The organism is Streptomyces sp. WG5 (assembly GCF_049974565.1).
Taxonomy (GTDB): Bacteria; Actinomycetota; Actinomycetes; order Streptomycetales; family Streptomycetaceae; genus Streptomyces.
Map to the genome: position 1 here is coordinate 108728 of NZ_JBNGGC010000008.1, position 16971 is coordinate 125698.

Below are 16971 nucleotides of genomic sequence, written 5' to 3' on the forward strand. Positions count from 1 at the left end.
CGGCGCGCACCCCGTTCCGGCCGTCACGCCCTGCCGGGTTTCCGGTCCGCCGCCGACCCGTGCGCCGCCGCCCCGAGCAGCGTCGGCACGGCCCGGTCCCCGGCCCGCTCGCCGGCCCGGCCCCGCGCCGGGGAGCGGACCGGGCCGGAGAGCAAGCGTTTTCTGTCCCACGTCTTGACGTGTACGCGGCGCAATGGATTCTATGGGGGACACTCCTTGTGGGAGCGCTCCCACGCCATGCTCATCGTCCACGTGTCCGCACTACTCAGTCCTGGAGTCGCCGTGCGAACAGCAAGACGCGCTGCACCGAAAGGCCCGCTGACCCGCCCCCTGAGCCGCCTGCTGACCGGCCTGGCCGCCCTGGTCGGGCTGGTCGTCGCCGGTGCCCTCTGCCCCGCCGCCGCTCTGGCCCGGTCGCCGGGCACCCAGGCCACCGGCCTGCACATCAGCGACGGCCGGCTGCTGGAAGGCAACGGCAACGACTTCGTCATGCGCGGAGTCAACCACGCCCACACCTGGTACCCCGGCGAGACCCAGTCGCTGGCCGACGTCAAGGCGCTGGGCGCCAACACCGTCCGGGTCGTCCTGTCCGACGGTCACCGCTGGAGCGAGAACAGCCCCGCCGACGTGGCCGCCGTCGTCGGCCAGTGCAAGGCGAACCGGCTGATCTGCGTGCTGGAGGTGCACGACACCACGGGGTACGGCGAGGACGCCGCCGCCGGCACGCTCGACCACGCCGCCGACTACTGGATCGGCCTCAAGGACGTGCTGGCCGGCGAGGAGGACTACGTCATCGTCAACATCGGCAACGAGCCCTGGGGCAACACCGACCCCGCCGGCTGGACCGAGCCGACCGTCGCGGCGGTCGGGAAGCTGCGCGACGCGGGCTTCCAGCACACGATCATGGTGGACGCGCCCAACTGGGGCCAGGACTGGCAGGGGGTCATGCGGGCCAACGCCCAGTCCGTCTACGACGCCGACCCCACCGGCAACCTGATCTTCTCGATCCACATGTACAGCGTCTACGACACCGCCCAGGAGATCACCGATTACCTGAACGCCTTCGTCGACGCCCGCCTTCCCCTCCTCATCGGTGAGTTCGGGGGCCCCGCCGACCAGTGGGGCGACCCGGACGAGGACACCATGATGGCTACCGCCGAACAGCTCGACCTCGGCTACCTGGCCTGGTCCTGGAGCGGCAACACCGACCCGGTCCTCGACCTCGCTCTCGACTTCGACCCCAGCCGGCTCAGTTCCTGGGGCGAGCGCATCTTCCACGGCGCCAACGGCATCGCGCAGACGTCCGAGGAGGCCACGGTCTACGGCAACACCGAGCCGGACGACACCCAGGCGCCCACCACCCCGGGAACGCCGGCCGCGTCCGCGGTGACGGACACGTCCGTCACCCTCGGCTGGGCCGCCGCGACGGACGACGTGGGCGTCGCCGGCTACGACGTCGTCCGGATCGGCGACGGCGGCGAGACCGAGGTCGCCGCCTCCACCACCAGCACCGCCACCGTGACCGGCCTCACCGCCGGCACCACCTACACCTTCGCCGTCTACGCCCGCGACGCGGCCGGCAACCGCTCGGCCCGCTCCGGCACCGTGGACGTCACCACCGACGAGGGCGGCGGCACCCCCGGTGCCACCTGCTCGGTCGGATACCGCGTGGTGGGCGAGTGGCCGGGCGGCTTCCAGGGCGAGATCGCCGTCCGCAACACCGGGACCGCGCCCATCAGCCCCTGGACGCTCGCCTTCACCTTCGCGGACGGCCAGACCATCACGAACATGTGGGGCGGGACCCCGACCCAGGACGCCGGCGCGGTGAGCGTCGCCCCGGCCCCCTACACCGCCGGCATCCCCGCCGGCGGCACGGTCACCCTCGGCTTCACCGCCCAGAAGGGCGGCACCAACACCGCCCCGGCCGCGTTCAGCCTCAACGGGACCGCCTGCGCCACGACGTGACCGTACGGCTGCGTCACCGGCCGGCGGCGGCCACCTGCCTCCGCCGGCCGGTACCGGCGCGTCCGCACGAGGGGCGTCACCACGACACCTCGCGGACGTCGGCCCGGCTCTGCGGCCGCGTCGTCGCGGTGATCTCCGAACGGTGACGGCTCGCCGAGAACGTCACCGTCAGCGTCTGCGGCGCGCTCTGGCTCGTACTCACCGTGAAGCCCCGGTCGGGCACGGCCGAGATCAGACACACCTCGCTGCCCCCGAACCGCACGGTCGCCTTGCCGCCCTCGGAAGGCACCGTGTACACGCCCGCCCCGCCGTCCCGGCACCCCGGGTCGACCCCGCCGGCCGGAGGCTGCGGGGGCGTGGTGCGGGCGGCCGGCGTCGGTGTCGGGCTCGGTCCGGGCGGCTTCTCGCTGGTACGGGTGGGTATCGGGCTGGGTTCTCGGCTGGTCGCCGAGGGGCTGGGGGACGGCTTCACGGTCTTGGACACGGTGGGCCGGGGGGACGCCGTGGGTGCCGGGAGCTCCTTCGGCGCCGACTGCGCGACCGGCGCGGTCGGCCGGGTCGAGCCCACCACGAAGTGGATCGTGACGATGACAGCCGTGACACTGGCCGCCGTGCACGACAGCCAGATGATCAGGTAGCGCAGGAGGCGGGACACGACACCATAGTGACGGACCGGCTAACGTGCCTGCTCATGGCCTCCGTACTTGTCGTCGAGGACGACCCTGTGATCCGGGCCGCGCTGATCGAGGTCCTGACCGGACACGGCTACGCGGTGAAGACCGCCCACCAGGGTTTCGAGGCGCTGCGCGACATCACCCAGAGCCCGCCGGACATCGTGGTGCTCGACCTCGGGCTGCCCGACCTCGACGGGCTCGACGTGCTGCGGATGATCCGGGGCGTCTCCCGCGTCCCGGTACTCGTCGCCACCGCCCGCGACGACGACGCCGAGATCATCCGCCTGCTCAACGCCGGCGCCGACGACTACATGGTCAAACCGTTCTCCGGCGGCCAGCTCGCCGCCCGGCTCGCCGCCGTGCTGCGCCGGTCCGTGCCCGCCGACGTCCGTGCCGCGAGGCGGCCCGTCCTCCAGATCGCCGACCTGCGCATCGACCCCACCGCGCGCACCGCGCACCTCGCCGGCCGGGAGCTGCTCCTCACCCGTCGCGAGTTCGACCTGCTCGCCTACCTGGCCGCCCACGCCGACCAGGTCATATCCAGGCAGCGCATACTCACCGAGGTGTGGCAGCAGCCGTACGTGGAGGACCAGACGGTGGACGTCCACCTGTCCGCGCTCCGCCGCAAAATGGGCGAGAAGGCGCGAAAACCCCGCTATCTCCACACCGTCCGCGGTATCGGCATCAAGCTGGTCAGCACGCCATGAGACGTGCGCTCGCCGGGATCGCCCTGGCCGTCACCTCGATGGTGGCGCTGTCGTTCCTCATCCCGCTCGCCCTCCTCGTCCGCGAACAGGCCCGGGACCGGGTCACCACCGCCGCCGAGCAGCGCGCCTCGGCCCTGTCGCCGGTGCTCGCCCTGACCACCCGGCGCGCCGACGTACAGCAGGCCGTCGCCGAGCTCGGCTCGTCCGACCAGCTCGTCGTACGACTGCCCGACGGAGGCTTCGTCGGAACCCCGCACGCGCCCGAGACCGCGCTCGACCGGGCCGTGCGGGGCCGTGAGACGCTCGCCGTCGACACCGCGGACGGCTGGGTCTACCTCCAGCCCGTCGTCCTGCGGGGCGACCGGGTCGCGGTCGTGGAGGCCTACGTGCCCGCCGCGGACCTCACCCGGGGTGTGGCCGCGTCATGGGGTGTGATGGCGCTGCTCGCTCTCGGCCTGGTCGGCGGCTCCGTGCTGGTCGCCGACCGGCTCGGCGCCCGTGTCGTCCGTTGCTCCCGCGGTCTCGAGCGGGCCGCGCTGGCCCTCGGCTCCGGAGACCTCGACGTACGGGTGGAACCGGACGGCCCGCCCGAGCTGCAGGAGGCCGGAGTGGCGTTCAACACCATGGCCGACCGGGTCGTCGACCTGCTCGCCGTCGAACGCGAGCTGGTCGCCGACCTCTCCCACCGGCTGCGCACCCCGCTGACCGCCCTCTACCTGGAGGCCGACCGGATGGGCGCGACCCCGAGCGCGCGGCGGGTGACGGAGGCGGCCGGACAGCTGGAGAGCGAGCTCGACTCGATCATCGCCGCGGCGCGCACGCCCCTGGCCGCGGCACAGCCCGGCGGGGCGGCGGGTCCGGCGAGACCGTGCGACGTCGCCGAGGTGGTCGCCATGCGCCTGGACTTCTGGTCGGTCCTCGCCACCCAGCAGGGCCGGCCCTACGAGCGCTCCCTGACCCCGCGCCCGGCGCCCGTCGCCTTCCCCGAGGACGACCTCGCGGCCGTCGTCGACGCGCTGATCGGCAACGTCTTCCGGCACACCCCGCAGGGCACCGCTTTCGCCGTCCGCGTGGAGCGGGCGGACGGACTCGTGTTCCTCACGGTCGACGACGCCGGCCCCGGCGTGGCGGACCCCGAGGCCGCGCTCACCCGGGGCGTCAGCGTCGGCGGCTCGACCGGCCTCGGCCTGGACATCGTGGCCCGGGCCGCCCGCGCGGCCGACGGCGAACTGACGATCACCCGCGCGCCGCTGGGAGGCGCACGGGTGCGGGTCTCGTTCCTGCTCGCCGGCACGAGCGGGGGCGGGTCCGGAGGCGGGGACCTGTGACGGACGGGCGGACCGGGAGGCGGGGTCCCGTGACGGACGGGCGGGCCCGGAGGCGGGGTCCGGCGACGAAGGTCAGCGGCTCGTACCGAAGTTCTGGGTCCACCAGGGGCCGCCGTCGCCGAAGTGGACGCCGACGCCCAGCTCCTTGAAGGAGCAGTTGAGTATGTTCGCGCGGTGGCCGGGGCTGTTCATCCAGGAGTCCATCACCGAGGCGGCGTCCGCCTGCCCCCGCGCTATGTTCTCGCCCAGCGTGGACCACTGGTAACCGGCGGCCTCGACGCGGCTTGCCATGGTGGAGCCGTCGGGGCCCGTGTGGGACATCACGCCGCTGCTCGCCATGACGTCGCTGTAGTCGTCGGCGGCCCGGGTCAGCCGGCTGTTCGCCGTGACCGGCGAACAGCCGGCCGCGGCCCGCTCCTCGTTCACGAGCGCGAGAACCTGCGCCTCGGACCCGCCGACCCCACCGGAGCCCGGTCCCGGCTCCGATGCAGAACCCGTTCCGGTGCCCGACCCCGAGCCGCTGCCGCTGCCGTCCGCCGCCCGGTCGCCGCCGCTCTTCGCCGTCGTCCGCGCGGGCGCCCTGGACGCGGGGGCGGCCGCCTTCACCGGGCTGGTGGCCGGACTCGCCGACGTCTTCGGTTCCTTCTCGTCCTTCGGTTCGGCGCTCCCGCTCGGCGGGCTGCTCGCCGTGGCGATCGGGCTCGCCGGCGCGGAGGCGGACGGTGTCGCACCACCCGCCGGGTCCTCGGCGCCCGGCGCCTCACCGGCGGCGTTCGTGGCGACCCGGTCCGAGGCCTTGCCGTCCTCGCCCTCGGCGACGGCCAAGGTGATCCCGACGCCCGCGGTCACGGTGACGGCGCCGAGCACCAGCGCGGCACCGCGCGTCCGGAGTCCGCCGCGGGGACGGGCGTGGGAGCGGGACGGGCGAGCGGCTCGGCGGGAACCCATGCGCAGGACACCTCGGCTTGTCTGTCGGCTGACGGAACCCCCGCCGGACCCGGTGGACGCGACAGCGCCCACCGGGACTGTGGGGGGTGTTCGAGAGCCTAGGACGGGGCAGGCGTGGAAACGGCAGTTCGAAGGGCATCTTCAGAAAGCCTTAAAAGAACCGCCAAAGTCCGCTGAGGTCCCGAGCCGCACCGAGCCGCATCAAGTCGCACCGAGCCGCGTCGGGACCCACGAGAACAGAGCCATGAGTGGCCCGGCTCACATGGCGTACCGGAGGTGGCGCCGACACCATGGTCTCGTCACCCGGCAGGCTGAAGGGATCAACAATGTTCCGCAAGGTGCTGGTCGCCAACCGCGGTGAGATCGCGATCCGGGCGTTCCGCGCGGGCTACGAGCTCGGCGCGCGCACCGTCGCCGTCTTCCCGCACGAGGACCGCAACTCGCTGCACCGGCTGAAGGCCGACGAGGCCTACGAGATCGGGGAGCCGGGACATCCGGTGCGCGCGTACCTCTCCGTGGAGGAGATCGTCCGTGCCGCACGCCGGGCGGGAGCCGACGCCGTCTACCCGGGCTACGGATTCCTGTCCGAGAACCCGGAACTCTCCCGCGCCTGCGAAGAGGCCGGCATCACGTTCGTCGGACCGAGCGCCCAGATCCTAGAACTGACCGGCAACAAGGCCCGTGCCGTCGCCGCCGCCCGCGAGGCCGGCGTGCCGGTCCTCGGTTCCTCCGCGCCCTCCACCGACGTGGACGAACTCGTCCGCGCCGCCGACGACGTGGGCTTCCCCGTGTTCGTGAAGGCGGTCGCGGGCGGCGGCGGGCGCGGCATGCGCCGCGTCGAGGAACCCGCCCAGCTGCGTGAGGCCATCGAGGCGGCGTCCCGGGAGGCGGCCTCCGCGTTCGGCGACCCGACGGTGTTCCTGGAGAAGGCGGTCGTCGAACCCCGCCACATCGAGGTCCAGATCCTCGCCGACGGCGAGGGCGACGTCATCCACCTCTTCGAGCGGGACTGCTCGGTGCAGCGCCGCCACCAGAAGGTCATCGAGCTGGCGCCCGCCCCGAACCTCGACCCGGCGCTGCGGACGCGGATCTGCGCCGACGCCGTGAACTTCGCCCGGCGGATCGGCTACCGCAACGCCGGCACCGTGGAGTTCCTCGTCGACCGCGACGGCAACCATGTCTTCATCGAGATGAACCCGCGCATCCAGGTCGAGCACACGGTGACCGAAGAGGTCACCGACGTCGACCTCGTGCAGGCCCAGCTGCGCATCGCCGCCGGCGAGACGCTGGCCGACCTCGGACTCGCCCAGGAGAACATCACCCTGCGCGGCGCCGCCCTCCAGTGCCGCATCACCACCGAGGACCCCGCCAACGGCTTCCGCCCCGACACCGGGCGGATCAGCGCCTACCGCTCGCCCGGCGGCTCCGGCATCCGCCTCGACGGCGGCACCACCCACGCCGGGACGGAGATCAGCGCCCACTTCGACTCGATGCTGGTCAAGCTCTCCTGCCGGGGCCGGGACTTCACCACCGCGGTGGGCCGCGCCCGACGCGCCGTGGCCGAGTTCCGCATCCGCGGCGTCGCCACCAACATCCCCTTCCTGCAGGCGGTGCTGGACGACCCCGACTTCCAGGCCGGCCGGGTCACCACCTCCTTCATCGAGCAGCGCCCACACCTGCTCACCGCCCGCCACTCCGCCGACCGCGGCACGAAGCTGCTGACCTACCTCGCCGACGTCACGGTGAACAAGCCGCACGGCGAGCGCCCCGACAGCGTCGACCCGCTGACCAAGCTGCCGCCGCTGCCCGCGGGTGAACCTCCGGCCGGCTCCCGGCAGCTCCTCGCCGAGCTGGGCCCGGAGGGCTTCGCCCGGTGGCTGCGGGCAGCGCCCACCATCGGAGTCACCGACACCACGTTCCGCGACGCCCACCAGTCGCTGCTCGCCACCCGGGTCCGCACCAAGGACATGCTGGCCGTCGCCCCGCAGGTCGCGCACTCCCTGCCCCAGCTGCTGTCCCTGGAGTGCTGGGGCGGCGCCACCTACGACGTGGCGCTGCGCTTCCTCGCCGAGGACCCGTGGGAGCGGCTGGCCGCGCTGCGCGAGGCCGTGCCCAACATCTGCCTCCAGATGCTGCTGCGCGGCCGCAACACCGTGGGCTACACCCCGTACCCGACCGAGGTGACCGACGCCTTCGTGCAGGAGGCGGCGGCCACCGGCATCGACGTCTTCCGCATCTTCGACGCCCTCAACGACGTCGACCAGATGCGGCCCGCCATCGACGCCGTACGGCAGACCGGCACGTCCGTCGCGGAGGTGGCCCTCTGCTACACCGCCGACCTGTCCGACCCCTCCGAGCGGCTCTACACGCTCGACTACTACCTGCGGCTCGCCGAGCGGATCGTGGACGCCGGCGCACACGTCCTGGCCGTCAAGGACATGGCCGGACTGTTGCGGGCACCGGCCGCGGCGACCCTGGTGTCGGCGCTGCGCCGGGAGTTCGACCTGCCGGTGCACCTGCACACCCACGACACCACCGGCGGCCAGCTGGCCACCTACCTCGCCGCGATCCAGGCCGGCGCGGACGCCGTCGACGGGGCGGTGGCGTCCATGGCGGGCACCACCTCGCAGCCGTCCCTGTCGGCGATCGTGGCCGCCACCGACCACACGGAGCGGCCCACCGGCCTCGACCTCCAGGCCGTCGGCGACCTGGAACCGTACTGGGAGAGCGTCCGCAAGGTGTACGCCCCCTTCGAGGCGGGCCTCGCCTCACCGACCGGCCGCGTCTACCACCACGAGATCCCCGGCGGACAGCTCTCCAACCTGCGCACCCAGGCCATCGCGCTCGGCCTCGGCGACCGCTTCGAGGACATCGAGGCCATGTACGCCGCCGCCGACCGCATGCTCGGCCGGCTGGTGAAGGTCACGCCCTCCTCCAAGGTGGTCGGAGACCTGGCCCTGCACCTGGTGGGCGCCGGCGTCTCCCCGGCGGACTTCGAGGAGAACCCCGACCGGTTCGACATCCCCGACTCCGTCATCGGCTTCCTCCGCGGCGAGCTGGGCACCCCGCCCGGTGGCTGGCCCGAGCCGTTCCGCACCAAGGCCCTGCGGGGCCGCGCCGAGGCCAGGCCCCTGCCCGAACTGACCGCCGACGACCGCACCGGGCTGGCCAAGGAACGCCGTACGACCCTCAACCGGCTGCTGTTCCCCGGACCGGCGCGCGAGTTCGACACCCACCGCGCCTCCTTCGGCGACACCAGCGTCCTGGACAGCAAGGACTTCTTCTACGGGCTGCGCCCCGGCAAGGAGTACACGGTCGACCTCGACCCCGGCGTCCGGCTGCTCATCGAACTCCAGGCGGTCGGCGACGCGGACGAGCGCGGTATGCGCACCGTGATGTCCTCCCTGAACGGCCAGCTCCGGCCGATCCAGGTCCGCGACCGGTCGGCGGCCTCCGACGTGCCGGTCACGGAGAAGGCCGACCGGTCGGACCCCGGCCATGTCGCGGCGCCGTTCGCGGGCGTGGTGACCCTCGCCGTCGCCGAGGGCGACGAGGTCGGGGCCGGCGCGACGGTGGCCACCATCGAGGCGATGAAGATGGAGGCCACGATCACCGCCCCGAAGTCCGGCACGGTGACCAGGCTCGCCATCAACCGCATCCAGCAGGTCGAGGGCGGAGACCTCCTGGTCCAGCTCGGCTGAGCACGGCGGCGGCCACGACCCGGCCTCGCCGGACCGTGGCCGCCACCACCGCGTTCACGCCTCCTTGGGGGCCGCCTGCTGCACCACCTCGAAGGACCACACCGTGGACCCGCTCGCCGCGGGCTTCGGGCGCTCGCCGCCCTCCGCGCCACCGCCCTGGTGCGCCGCCTTCATCGGCCCCTCCATCCAGGCCTTGAACGACTCCTCGTCACGCCAGCGCGTGTAGACGAGGTAGTCGTCGGTGCCCTCCACCGGCCGCAGCAGCTCGAACCACTCGAACCCGTCGGAGCTCTCCACGGCATGGGCCCGCGAGGCGAAGCGCTTCTCCAGCGTCTCGCGCTGCTCGGCGGGGACGTTCAGTACGTTGATCTTGACTACGCTCATGGGCACCATCCTGCCGTATGCCGCGGTCAACAAGGATCGCGCCAGACCCCGAGCTCCGGTCTCTTCAGCATCGACGACAGTCCGAGCCGGCGTGACTCGGGACAGAATCCCCGGGTCGGCTCGCTGTACTCCACATGGAAGACCGCCTTGCCGGCCTCGACGAACGGCGTGAGCCGCGCGCACTCTCCGTACTCGGCGCACTGTTCGTTGACCGCGAAGTCGAAGTCGTCCACCAGCTGCGGGATCTGCGGCAGGTCGTTCTTCAGGCCCACCGCCAGACCGCGTTCGTGGGCGATGCCGGCGATCATTCGGTTGTACGCCAGCTGGTCCCGCGCGGTGAGCGGGAAACCGGTCCTGTTCCCGTACCCCTCCACCAGATCGGGCTCCACCGCGTCGAAGCCCTTGTCCCGGCACATGTCGAACCGCCGCTCCATGATCGGCCGCAGTACGGAGATCCGGCGGATGTCGAGCCAGCGTTCGCCCCGCCAGCCGTTGGGCTCGCCCAGCACCGTACGGGGAAAGGCGTCCCGGTCGGGCCGGAAGTCCTCCCAGGCGCCCACGTTGATGTAGCAGATCACCTTGCGGCCGGCGCGGTGCAGCCGGTCCACGTCGGCCGCGTCGTTCTCGAAGCCGTCGATGTCGTAGACCGGGACGTCGGCCGACGGATCGACCCGGCCGTCGAGCTGCCACTGCCAGGCCAGCCCGGGCCGGGGCTGCCACACCGCGGTGGCGGACGGGCCCGGCGGCGGTGTGCCGTCCGCACCGGCACACCCGCTCACCGCCGAGAGGGTGAGCGCCGCCAGCAGCGCGGCGAGCGCCCGCCCCCTCCTCATCGCTCCGCCCCGGTCAGTACGGGGGTCAGGCGGGCCCAGGGGTTGGGTGGCTCGCCGGTGACGGGCCCGCAGACCGCGGCGCCGCGCTCGTGCGCGGTGCGTACGGCGAGCGGAGCCAGCGCCTCGGGCACCCCGTACACCAGGTGGCAGAAGCGCTCGGGCGGGTGCCGCAGCGTCCAGTCCGGCCGGCTGAACGCGGACACGTAGGCGGACCAGGACCCCTCGAAGGTGACGACGAGATCGGCCAGCCGTGCGTAGCCCGGGGCCGGGTGGACCCCCGGGTTCAGCACGACGGGAGCCGATCCCTGCCGGCGCAGACCGCGCACCAGCGCTCTGCAGGCGGGCAGTTCGGTCGCGGCCGAAGTCACCCGGTCCAGGAAGCAGCCGTCGGCCCCATACCACTCCCGGTGCCGCCCGGCGTCCTCGGCGACCTCGGCCGCCGGACGCGTCCCGTAGTCCGTGTCGACGTAGCCGAGCAGGCGGGCGCCCGCCGCACGCAGCGCCCCGGCCGCCGCGGCGAAAGCGGGATCGGGCGCACGGCCCGGCCCGTTCGCGGGATTGATGACGACCCCGTACGTGCGGTCGGCCGCCGTGATGAGCCGGTGCCAGGAGCCCGGGTCCTCGGCCGGGTGGACGTACAGCGGGATCAGCAGGCTCACGACGGCCGGTCGCCTTCCGTGATGAGGGACGCGGGACGGGCGCCGGCCGACCACAGCGCGGCCAGCGACTCGTCCAGCGAGTACGACGGCCGCCAGTCGAGGGCGGCCCGGGCGGCGGCGATGTCGGAGCACTGCCAGGACACCTGGTCCGAGCGGGCCGAGCCGGCGCCCTGCTCCTCGATCCGGCCGCGGAAGCCCGCGGTGTCCGCGAGCATCCGCACCAGCCGGCGCACCGGCACGGCGTCGCCACCACCGATGTTGAGCAGGCGCGGCAACGGCCCGGTCGCGGTGACCGCGCGTTCGACCGCCCGCGCGACGTCGCGTACGTCCACGAAGTCCCGGTACGCCGACAGGTCCCCCAGCCGGAGCACCGCCTCCGGGTCCGTGCCCGCCGCGCGCAGCAGTCCGGTGACCCGGCCGGGCAGGCCGGTGGGCGGCGCGCCGGGTCCCACCGGGTTGCCGACCCGCAGGACCACTGCGTCCAGTTCGGAGGTGGCGACCGTGACCGTGCCGGCCAGCTTGGTGGCCCCGTAGGCGGACAGGGGCCGGGTGGGCCCCGACTCCGGCACCCTGACCCGCTCTGCCCCCGGTCCGTACTCCGCGGCCGAACCGAGGTGGATCAGGCGCGCCGCGGGACGGGCCCGACGCAGCGCCGCGCAGAGGACGGCGGGACCGCGGGCGTTGAGCTCGGCGAGCGTCACCGGATCGCCGCCGGTCGCGCCCGCGCAGTTGACGACGGTGTCGACGGCCGCCGACGCCAGAGCGTCGGCAAGCCGGTCGACAGGGTCTCCGGCGAGGTCGACGGTCACGTCGGCGGCGGCGGAGCGGCCGCCGCCGAGGACCCGCGCACCGGGCAGGGCGCGCAGCCGCTCGGCGACGTGTGCGCCCAGATAGCCGGTGGAACCCAGGACGAGAATGCGCATGCGGTGCTCAGGCTCCCTTGAGCAGCAGGGACTTGCGGCTGGTGAACTCCGCGTTGGCCCGGTCGTAGTCGTCGGGACGGCCGATGTCGAGCCAGTAGCCGTCGAAGTCGTAGGCGTGCGGCGGGTTGCCGCCCTTGAGCAGGTCCAGCACCAACTCGTCGAAGCCCAGCGGCAGTCCGGCCGTGTAGCCGTCGAGTGTCGCCCGGGTCAGTCCGTACACGCCCATGGAGACGCGGTAGTCCATGCTGGGCTTCTCGGTGAAGGCGACGACCCTGCTCGCGTCGGTGGTCAGGACCCCGAAGTCGATGTGCACCTTCCTGGCGTACGTGGCGATGGTCAGCGGCGCACCGGAGGCGCGGTGCCGGCTCAGGACGTCGGCGTAGTCGAGGTCGGTGAGGATGTCGCCGTTCATGACCAGGAAGTGCTCCGGCAGCCGCTCGCGCATGGTGAGCAGCGGCCCCATGGTCCCGAGCGGGCTCTCCTCGGCGGCGTAGTCGACGGTCAGACCCCACTGCGAGCCGTCGCCGACGTAGGCGCGGATGATCTCGCCGAGGTGGCCTATGGCGATCGTGCAGCCGGTGAACCCGGCCGTGGCGAGCTGGCGCAGGACGATCTCCAGGATGGCGTGCTGGTCGCCGATGGGCACGAGCGGCTTGGGCAGCGCGGTGGTGTAGGGCCGCAGCCGGACGCCCTTGCCTCCGGCCAGGATCACTGCGTGCATGAGGTTCCCCCCTCGGTCAACGTGCCGGTCGTGGTCAGATGTTGTAGATGCCGGTCTTGTAGCGGGCGAGGTTGCCCGGGTCGCGGAAGAACTCCACCGTGCGGGCGAGGCCCTGCTCCAGGTCGTGTGCCGGGCTCCAGCCGGTCGCCGCCCGCAGCCGGCCGGCGTCGGCGACGAGCCGCATCACCTCGGAGTTCGCGGGCCGCAGACGCTGCGCGTCCTCCCGTACGTCGAGCGCGGTGTCCATCACCTTGCCGATGAGCGCCACCAGGTCGCCGACGGAGATCTCGCCGCCGGTTCCGGCGTTGAAGGTGCGGCCCACGACCCGCTCGGCGGGCGCGGTGCCGACCGCGAGGAACGCCTGCGCGGTGTCCTTGACGAAGGTGAAGTCCCGGGTGGGGCGCAGGTCCCCGAGGGTGATGGTGCGTTCACCGGCCGCGACCTGGCCGATGACGGTGGGGATCACGGCCCGCATCGACTGCCGGGGGCCGTAGGTGTTGAAGGGCCGCAGTGTCACCACCGGGGTGTCGAAACTGGCGTGGTAGCTGTCCGCCAGCCGGTCCCCGCCCGCCTTGGACGCGGCGTACGGCGACTGGGTGTTGATGGGGTGGTCCTCGGTGATCGGCACGGTCTGCGCGGTGCCGTACGTCTCGCTGGTGGAGGTGTGCACCAGCCGGGGCGTGCCCTGGGCGCGGACCGCCTCCAGGACGTTCAGGGTGCCGGTGACGTTGGTGTCGACGTAGCTGTGCGGTGCCCGGTAGGAGTACGGGATGGCGATGAGGGCGGCCAGGTGGTAGACGCAGTCGGCTCCCTCGACGAGGTGGCGGACCGAGCCGGGGTCGCGGACGTCGCCGAGGACGATCTCGACCTGGTCGAGGACGTCGGGGGAGAGGGTCTCCAGCCAGCCGTAGGAGGAGAAGGAGTTGTACTGCGCCATGGCCCTCACCCGGTGGCCGGAGGCGACGAGCGCCTCGGTGAGGTGGGAGCCGATGAATCCCTCGGCTCCGGTGACGGCGGCGAGCGGTGTGGCGGTCACGCGGGATCCTTCCGGTCGATGGGTCGATGGGTCGATGGGTCGATGGGTCGATGGGTCGATGGGTCGATGGGTCGATGGGCCGGTGATGCCTGGGGAGGCCCGTGCGGGCCCGCGTCGGTACGGCGGTTCCGCCGCGGGATCACCCATGGGCGGCAGGCCGTCCCAGCAGCCACAGCACGCATACGGTGAGACAGAGCGCGGCGGCACCGCAGCACAACGGCAGGGCGGTCGCCGGGCCCGGTGCCAGTCCTGCCAGGCTGACCGGCCCGGAGCCGGCGGCCGCCGCGAGACACAGCGCGGCCGGCGGCCAGGCCACCCCGAAGGCCTGGAGCAGCAGGGAGGTCCACAGCACCGTCGCGAGCAGCAGCAGCGTGACGGGCTCGGCGTCGACGAGCAGCGCCGCCGGCAGCAGCGGACCGAGGTAGACCAGCAGGCAGCCGGCGAGCACGGCCGCCGACCGCAGCCGGAAACCGGCCGGAGTGCCGGTCGCCCGCAGCGCCGCCACCGACAGACCGCGGTAGCGGTACAGCAGCCACTCGGCCGGGCCCATGCTCAGGGTCAGCACGATCACCGCCCACGGATGGTGACGGCCCGCCAGGAACACCAGTGTGCCGGCGGCCAGACCGAACAGACCGTACGGCAGTGAGCGCAGAAGCCGCGGGCGGGCGGCGTCCGGTACGGGCGTGGACGCGAGGGTGCCGCGCAGTGCCCAGCCGGCCGCGACCACGGCGCCGACCAGCGACAGCAGCGGCAGCCCGGCCCGCACCGCGGCCCCGGGATCCCACCACTGCAGCGTCGCCGCACCCGCGATCACTGGGGCGAGCGCGGCCAGCAGCAGCCGCTCCCGCCCCAGTACGAGCAGCGCACCGGCCGCCGCGAGATACCCCGACTGAGCAGCCACGGCCACCGCCGTGGTACCCGACCCGGCGAGGACCGCCCCGGCCCCCGTCGCCGCCACGGCGCCCAGCGGCGCCCCCTTGAGGAGGGTGCGGCCGGCCTCCCGCCGTCCCGTCGCCAGCCGCAGGTAGGCCCGGTGGCCCAGCGCCTGGTTCCAGGCCCAGGACAGGAGCCCCGCCACCACCAGCGCCCGCACCGCGCCGCCCTCGGTCAGCAGGCGCCCGGCGAGTGCGTAGGCGAGACCCGGCAGTGCGAACAACGCGCCCCGCAGCGCGCACCGCACGTGGTCGGGCCGCCAGGGGTCGGCCGGGCGCGGAGGGTCCGGGAAGGTACGCGGTATGCGCTCGTACAGCGCCGTGGCGAGGGAGAACAGGTCGGAGTGCCCGTACCGTTCCCGGATCACCTCGCCGGTCATCCCCTCGGACTCCAGCAGCGCGGCCACCTCGTAGGGGTGGACCGCGGGCGCGATGCGGTCGGCCAGCTCGGCGGCCAGCCGGTCGACCGCGTCGCGCCGGTCGTCGTGGCCGGGGCGGACCAGGGCGAGCGTGTGCTGGTCGGCCGCGCGCGGGGCGAGCGTGCGGTCGTCGGCGAGGCGCAGCGCCAGCGTGTCCTGCTCCGCGCCGCCCGGTTCCAGGGCCATGGGTCCGCTCATCCGGTCGCGCTCCTCACCGGAGTGCCGATCGCCGTCGCGAACGCGTCCCCTTCTTCGACGGCCACCGGGTGCGCGGCGGTACCGCCGAACGCCGACAGCTCCAGGTAGATCGACCGGAAGGTGTCGATGGTCTGGCGGAGCGTGAACTGCTCGATCACCCTCAGCCGGGCCGCCTCGCCCATCGACCGGCGCCGCTCGCCGTCGCGCAGCAGCTCCAGGGCCGCGGCGGCCATGGCGGCCGGGTCGCGCGGCGGCACCACGAGACCGGTGTCGCCGACGGCCTCCCGGACGCCGCCCACATCCGTGGAGACGGTCGCCCGGCCGCACGACATGGCCTCGATCAGGGTGAAGGGGAAGCCCTCGCTGATGCTGGAGAGCATCACGACGTTCCCGGCGGCGTAGGCGTCCTTGATGTCCTCCACCCGGCCCTCGAAGGTGACCGCGTCACCGTGCCCGAGCTGCGCCGCCAGCGCCTCGCAGCGCTCCCGGTAGGCCTCGCCTCCGCGCGGGGTGCCGCCGAACAACCGCAGCCGCGCGGCGGGCACTTCGGCCCGTACGAGGGAGAAGGCGCGGATCAGGGTCTCTAGGTCCTTGATCGGGTCGACCCGTCCGGCCCAGCTGAGCACGGGCTGTGCGGGCTCCGGTCCGGCGGGCGGGAACGCGGCCGGGTCCACGCCGTTGTAGACCGTGCGTATGGACTCCGGAGCGGCACCGCCCTGTTCCTCCCACAGCCGGTTGTAGCGGTTGCCCGGTGTGATCAGGGCGGCCCGGCGGTAGGTCTCCTCGGCCAGCAGCCGGAAGAAGCCCAGCAGGAGGGCCTTCACCGGCCAGCGGTAGGGGGCGGTGCGGTATCCGAGGTAGCGCTCACGCAGGTAGACGCCGTGTTCCGTGAGGAGTAACGGCACACCGTGCCGCTCCAGTCCGGCCAGGCCGGGCAGGACCGCGACACCGCCGCTGACCGCGTGCGCCACACCCTCTTCCGGGTACGGCGCGGCCAGCGGGCGCAGGGCGTGCTCCAGCAGCGCGGTCGCGGTCACCGCGTCGTGCAGGGTGGGCCGGGCCTCGCGCACGGCCAGGCCCGGCCGGTTCCAGACCGCCGTCAGGACGCCGATCGCCCGGTCCCCGCGCAGGAACGGACTGAGCCGCCCGTCGGCGGCGGCCCGCGCCAGCCGGTACAGGGCGGGCCCGAAACCGTCCTCGGCGCGCGGGTCGAGCAGCGCGGTCACGAACCGTTCGTAGGCGTCGGCGAGCCGGCCGCGCTCCCGCCCGCGAGGCGCGCGCCCCTGCGGAGCGGGCCCCCACATGGGAACGGAGACGACCCGGGAGACGTGCTCGGGGATGTCCCAGACCAGCGGTTCGCGTCCGGTGCCGGTGACGGCTGTGACGTCGAAGTCGAGGTCGGGCATACCGGTGACGAGTTGGTCGCACCAGACGCTCACGCCGCCGTGACTGTGCGGGTAGGTGCCTTCGGTGAGCAGGGTGACGCGCGACGCGCCGGAGCGTCGCGCGCCGTGGTGAACGTGCATGGATGTGCTCCACGGCC

At 73.4% G+C, this 16971-nt stretch carries 15 protein-coding genes; 5 read left to right on the top strand and 10 right to left on the bottom strand.

Going from position 1 to position 16971, the window contains the following annotated elements:
* The first annotated feature begins 282 nt into the window (after nucleotides 1–282).
* Entirely contained in the window at nucleotides 283–1965 is a 1683-nt protein-coding gene (locus ACP4IX_RS10495) for a cellulase family glycosylhydrolase (RefSeq protein ID WP_426555335.1), read from the top strand.
* A gap of 76 nt (nucleotides 1966–2041) precedes the next feature.
* Here ACP4IX_RS10495 and ACP4IX_RS10500 read toward each other — a convergent pair whose 3' ends face one another.
* Complete coding sequence (locus ACP4IX_RS10500; RefSeq protein WP_426555336.1) at nucleotides 2042–2263, bottom strand: hypothetical protein; 222 nt, start codon at nucleotides 2261–2263, stop codon at nucleotides 2042–2044.
* On the opposite strand from ACP4IX_RS10500, the gene ACP4IX_RS10505 reads away from it, so the two are divergent.
* The 3 genes from ACP4IX_RS10505 to ACP4IX_RS10515 are packed head-to-tail and all read left to right on the top strand — an operon-like array spanning nucleotide 2256 to nucleotide 4674.
* Complete coding sequence (locus tag ACP4IX_RS10505) at nucleotides 2256–2603, top strand: hypothetical protein (protein WP_426555337.1); 348 nt, start codon at nucleotides 2256–2258, stop codon at nucleotides 2601–2603. The two genes, ACP4IX_RS10500 and ACP4IX_RS10505, sit on opposite strands and share 8 nt — an antisense overlap.
* A gap of 53 nt (nucleotides 2604–2656) precedes the next feature.
* A complete protein-coding gene (locus ACP4IX_RS10510) occupies nucleotides 2657–3346 on the top strand; it encodes a response regulator transcription factor (protein ID WP_426555338.1) in 690 nt (229 codons plus the stop codon).
* On the top strand, nucleotides 3343–4674 hold the full coding sequence (locus tag ACP4IX_RS10515; protein ID WP_426555339.1) for an ATP-binding protein: 1332 nt from the start codon (nucleotides 3343–3345) through the stop codon (nucleotides 4672–4674). Before ACP4IX_RS10510 ends, ACP4IX_RS10515 begins: the two co-directional genes overlap by 4 nt.
* A gap of 72 nt (nucleotides 4675–4746) precedes the next feature.
* Here ACP4IX_RS10515 and ACP4IX_RS10520 read toward each other — a convergent pair whose 3' ends face one another.
* Complete coding sequence (locus ACP4IX_RS10520) at nucleotides 4747–5622, bottom strand: CAP domain-containing protein (RefSeq protein WP_426555340.1); 876 nt, start codon at nucleotides 5620–5622, stop codon at nucleotides 4747–4749.
* 326 nt (nucleotides 5623–5948) lie between these two features.
* On the opposite strand from ACP4IX_RS10520, the gene ACP4IX_RS10525 reads away from it, so the two are divergent.
* Nucleotides 5949–9323, top strand: coding sequence for a pyruvate carboxylase (locus ACP4IX_RS10525; RefSeq protein WP_426522675.1), 3375 nt, complete (start codon nucleotides 5949–5951; stop codon nucleotides 9321–9323).
* A 54-nt stretch (nucleotides 9324–9377) separates the two neighbouring features.
* Here ACP4IX_RS10525 and ACP4IX_RS10530 read toward each other — a convergent pair whose 3' ends face one another.
* From ACP4IX_RS10530 to pelF, 8 genes are all read right to left on the bottom strand, one after another.
* A complete protein-coding gene (locus tag ACP4IX_RS10530; protein WP_426522676.1) occupies nucleotides 9378–9707 on the bottom strand; it encodes an antibiotic biosynthesis monooxygenase family protein in 330 nt (109 codons plus the stop codon).
* Between the two features lie 26 nt (nucleotides 9708–9733).
* Nucleotides 9734–10540 (bottom strand): endo alpha-1,4 polygalactosaminidase, encoded by an 807-nt coding sequence (locus ACP4IX_RS10535; protein ID WP_426522677.1) that lies wholly within the window; start codon nucleotides 10538–10540, stop codon nucleotides 9734–9736.
* Nucleotides 10537–11199, bottom strand: a complete 663-nt coding sequence (locus ACP4IX_RS10540) for a spherulation-specific family 4 protein (protein WP_426555341.1) — start codon at nucleotides 11197–11199, stop codon at nucleotides 10537–10539. The genes ACP4IX_RS10535 and ACP4IX_RS10540 overlap by 4 nt, the downstream gene beginning before the upstream one ends.
* Nucleotides 11196–12122, bottom strand: a complete 927-nt coding sequence (locus ACP4IX_RS10545) for an NAD-dependent epimerase/dehydratase family protein (protein ID WP_426555342.1) — start codon at nucleotides 12120–12122, stop codon at nucleotides 11196–11198. Before ACP4IX_RS10545 ends, ACP4IX_RS10540 begins: the two co-directional genes overlap by 4 nt.
* A gap of 7 nt (nucleotides 12123–12129) precedes the next feature.
* The gene (locus tag ACP4IX_RS10550; RefSeq protein ID WP_426522680.1) at nucleotides 12130–12843 is read right to left on the bottom strand and encodes a nucleotidyltransferase family protein; all 714 of its coding nucleotides are present in this window, start codon (nucleotides 12841–12843) and stop codon (nucleotides 12130–12132) included.
* A 34-nt stretch (nucleotides 12844–12877) separates the two neighbouring features.
* Entirely contained in the window at nucleotides 12878–13879 is a 1002-nt protein-coding gene (locus ACP4IX_RS10555; RefSeq protein ID WP_426522681.1) for an SDR family NAD(P)-dependent oxidoreductase, read from the bottom strand.
* A gap of 139 nt (nucleotides 13880–14018) precedes the next feature.
* The gene (locus tag ACP4IX_RS10560; RefSeq protein ID WP_426555343.1) at nucleotides 14019–15428 is read right to left on the bottom strand and encodes a hypothetical protein; all 1410 of its coding nucleotides are present in this window, start codon (nucleotides 15426–15428) and stop codon (nucleotides 14019–14021) included.
* Entirely contained in the window at nucleotides 15425–16954 is a 1530-nt protein-coding gene (pelF, locus tag ACP4IX_RS10565) for a GT4 family glycosyltransferase PelF (RefSeq protein WP_426522683.1), read from the bottom strand. The genes ACP4IX_RS10560 and pelF overlap by 4 nt, the downstream gene beginning before the upstream one ends.
* Nucleotides 16955–16971 lie beyond the last annotated feature (17 nt).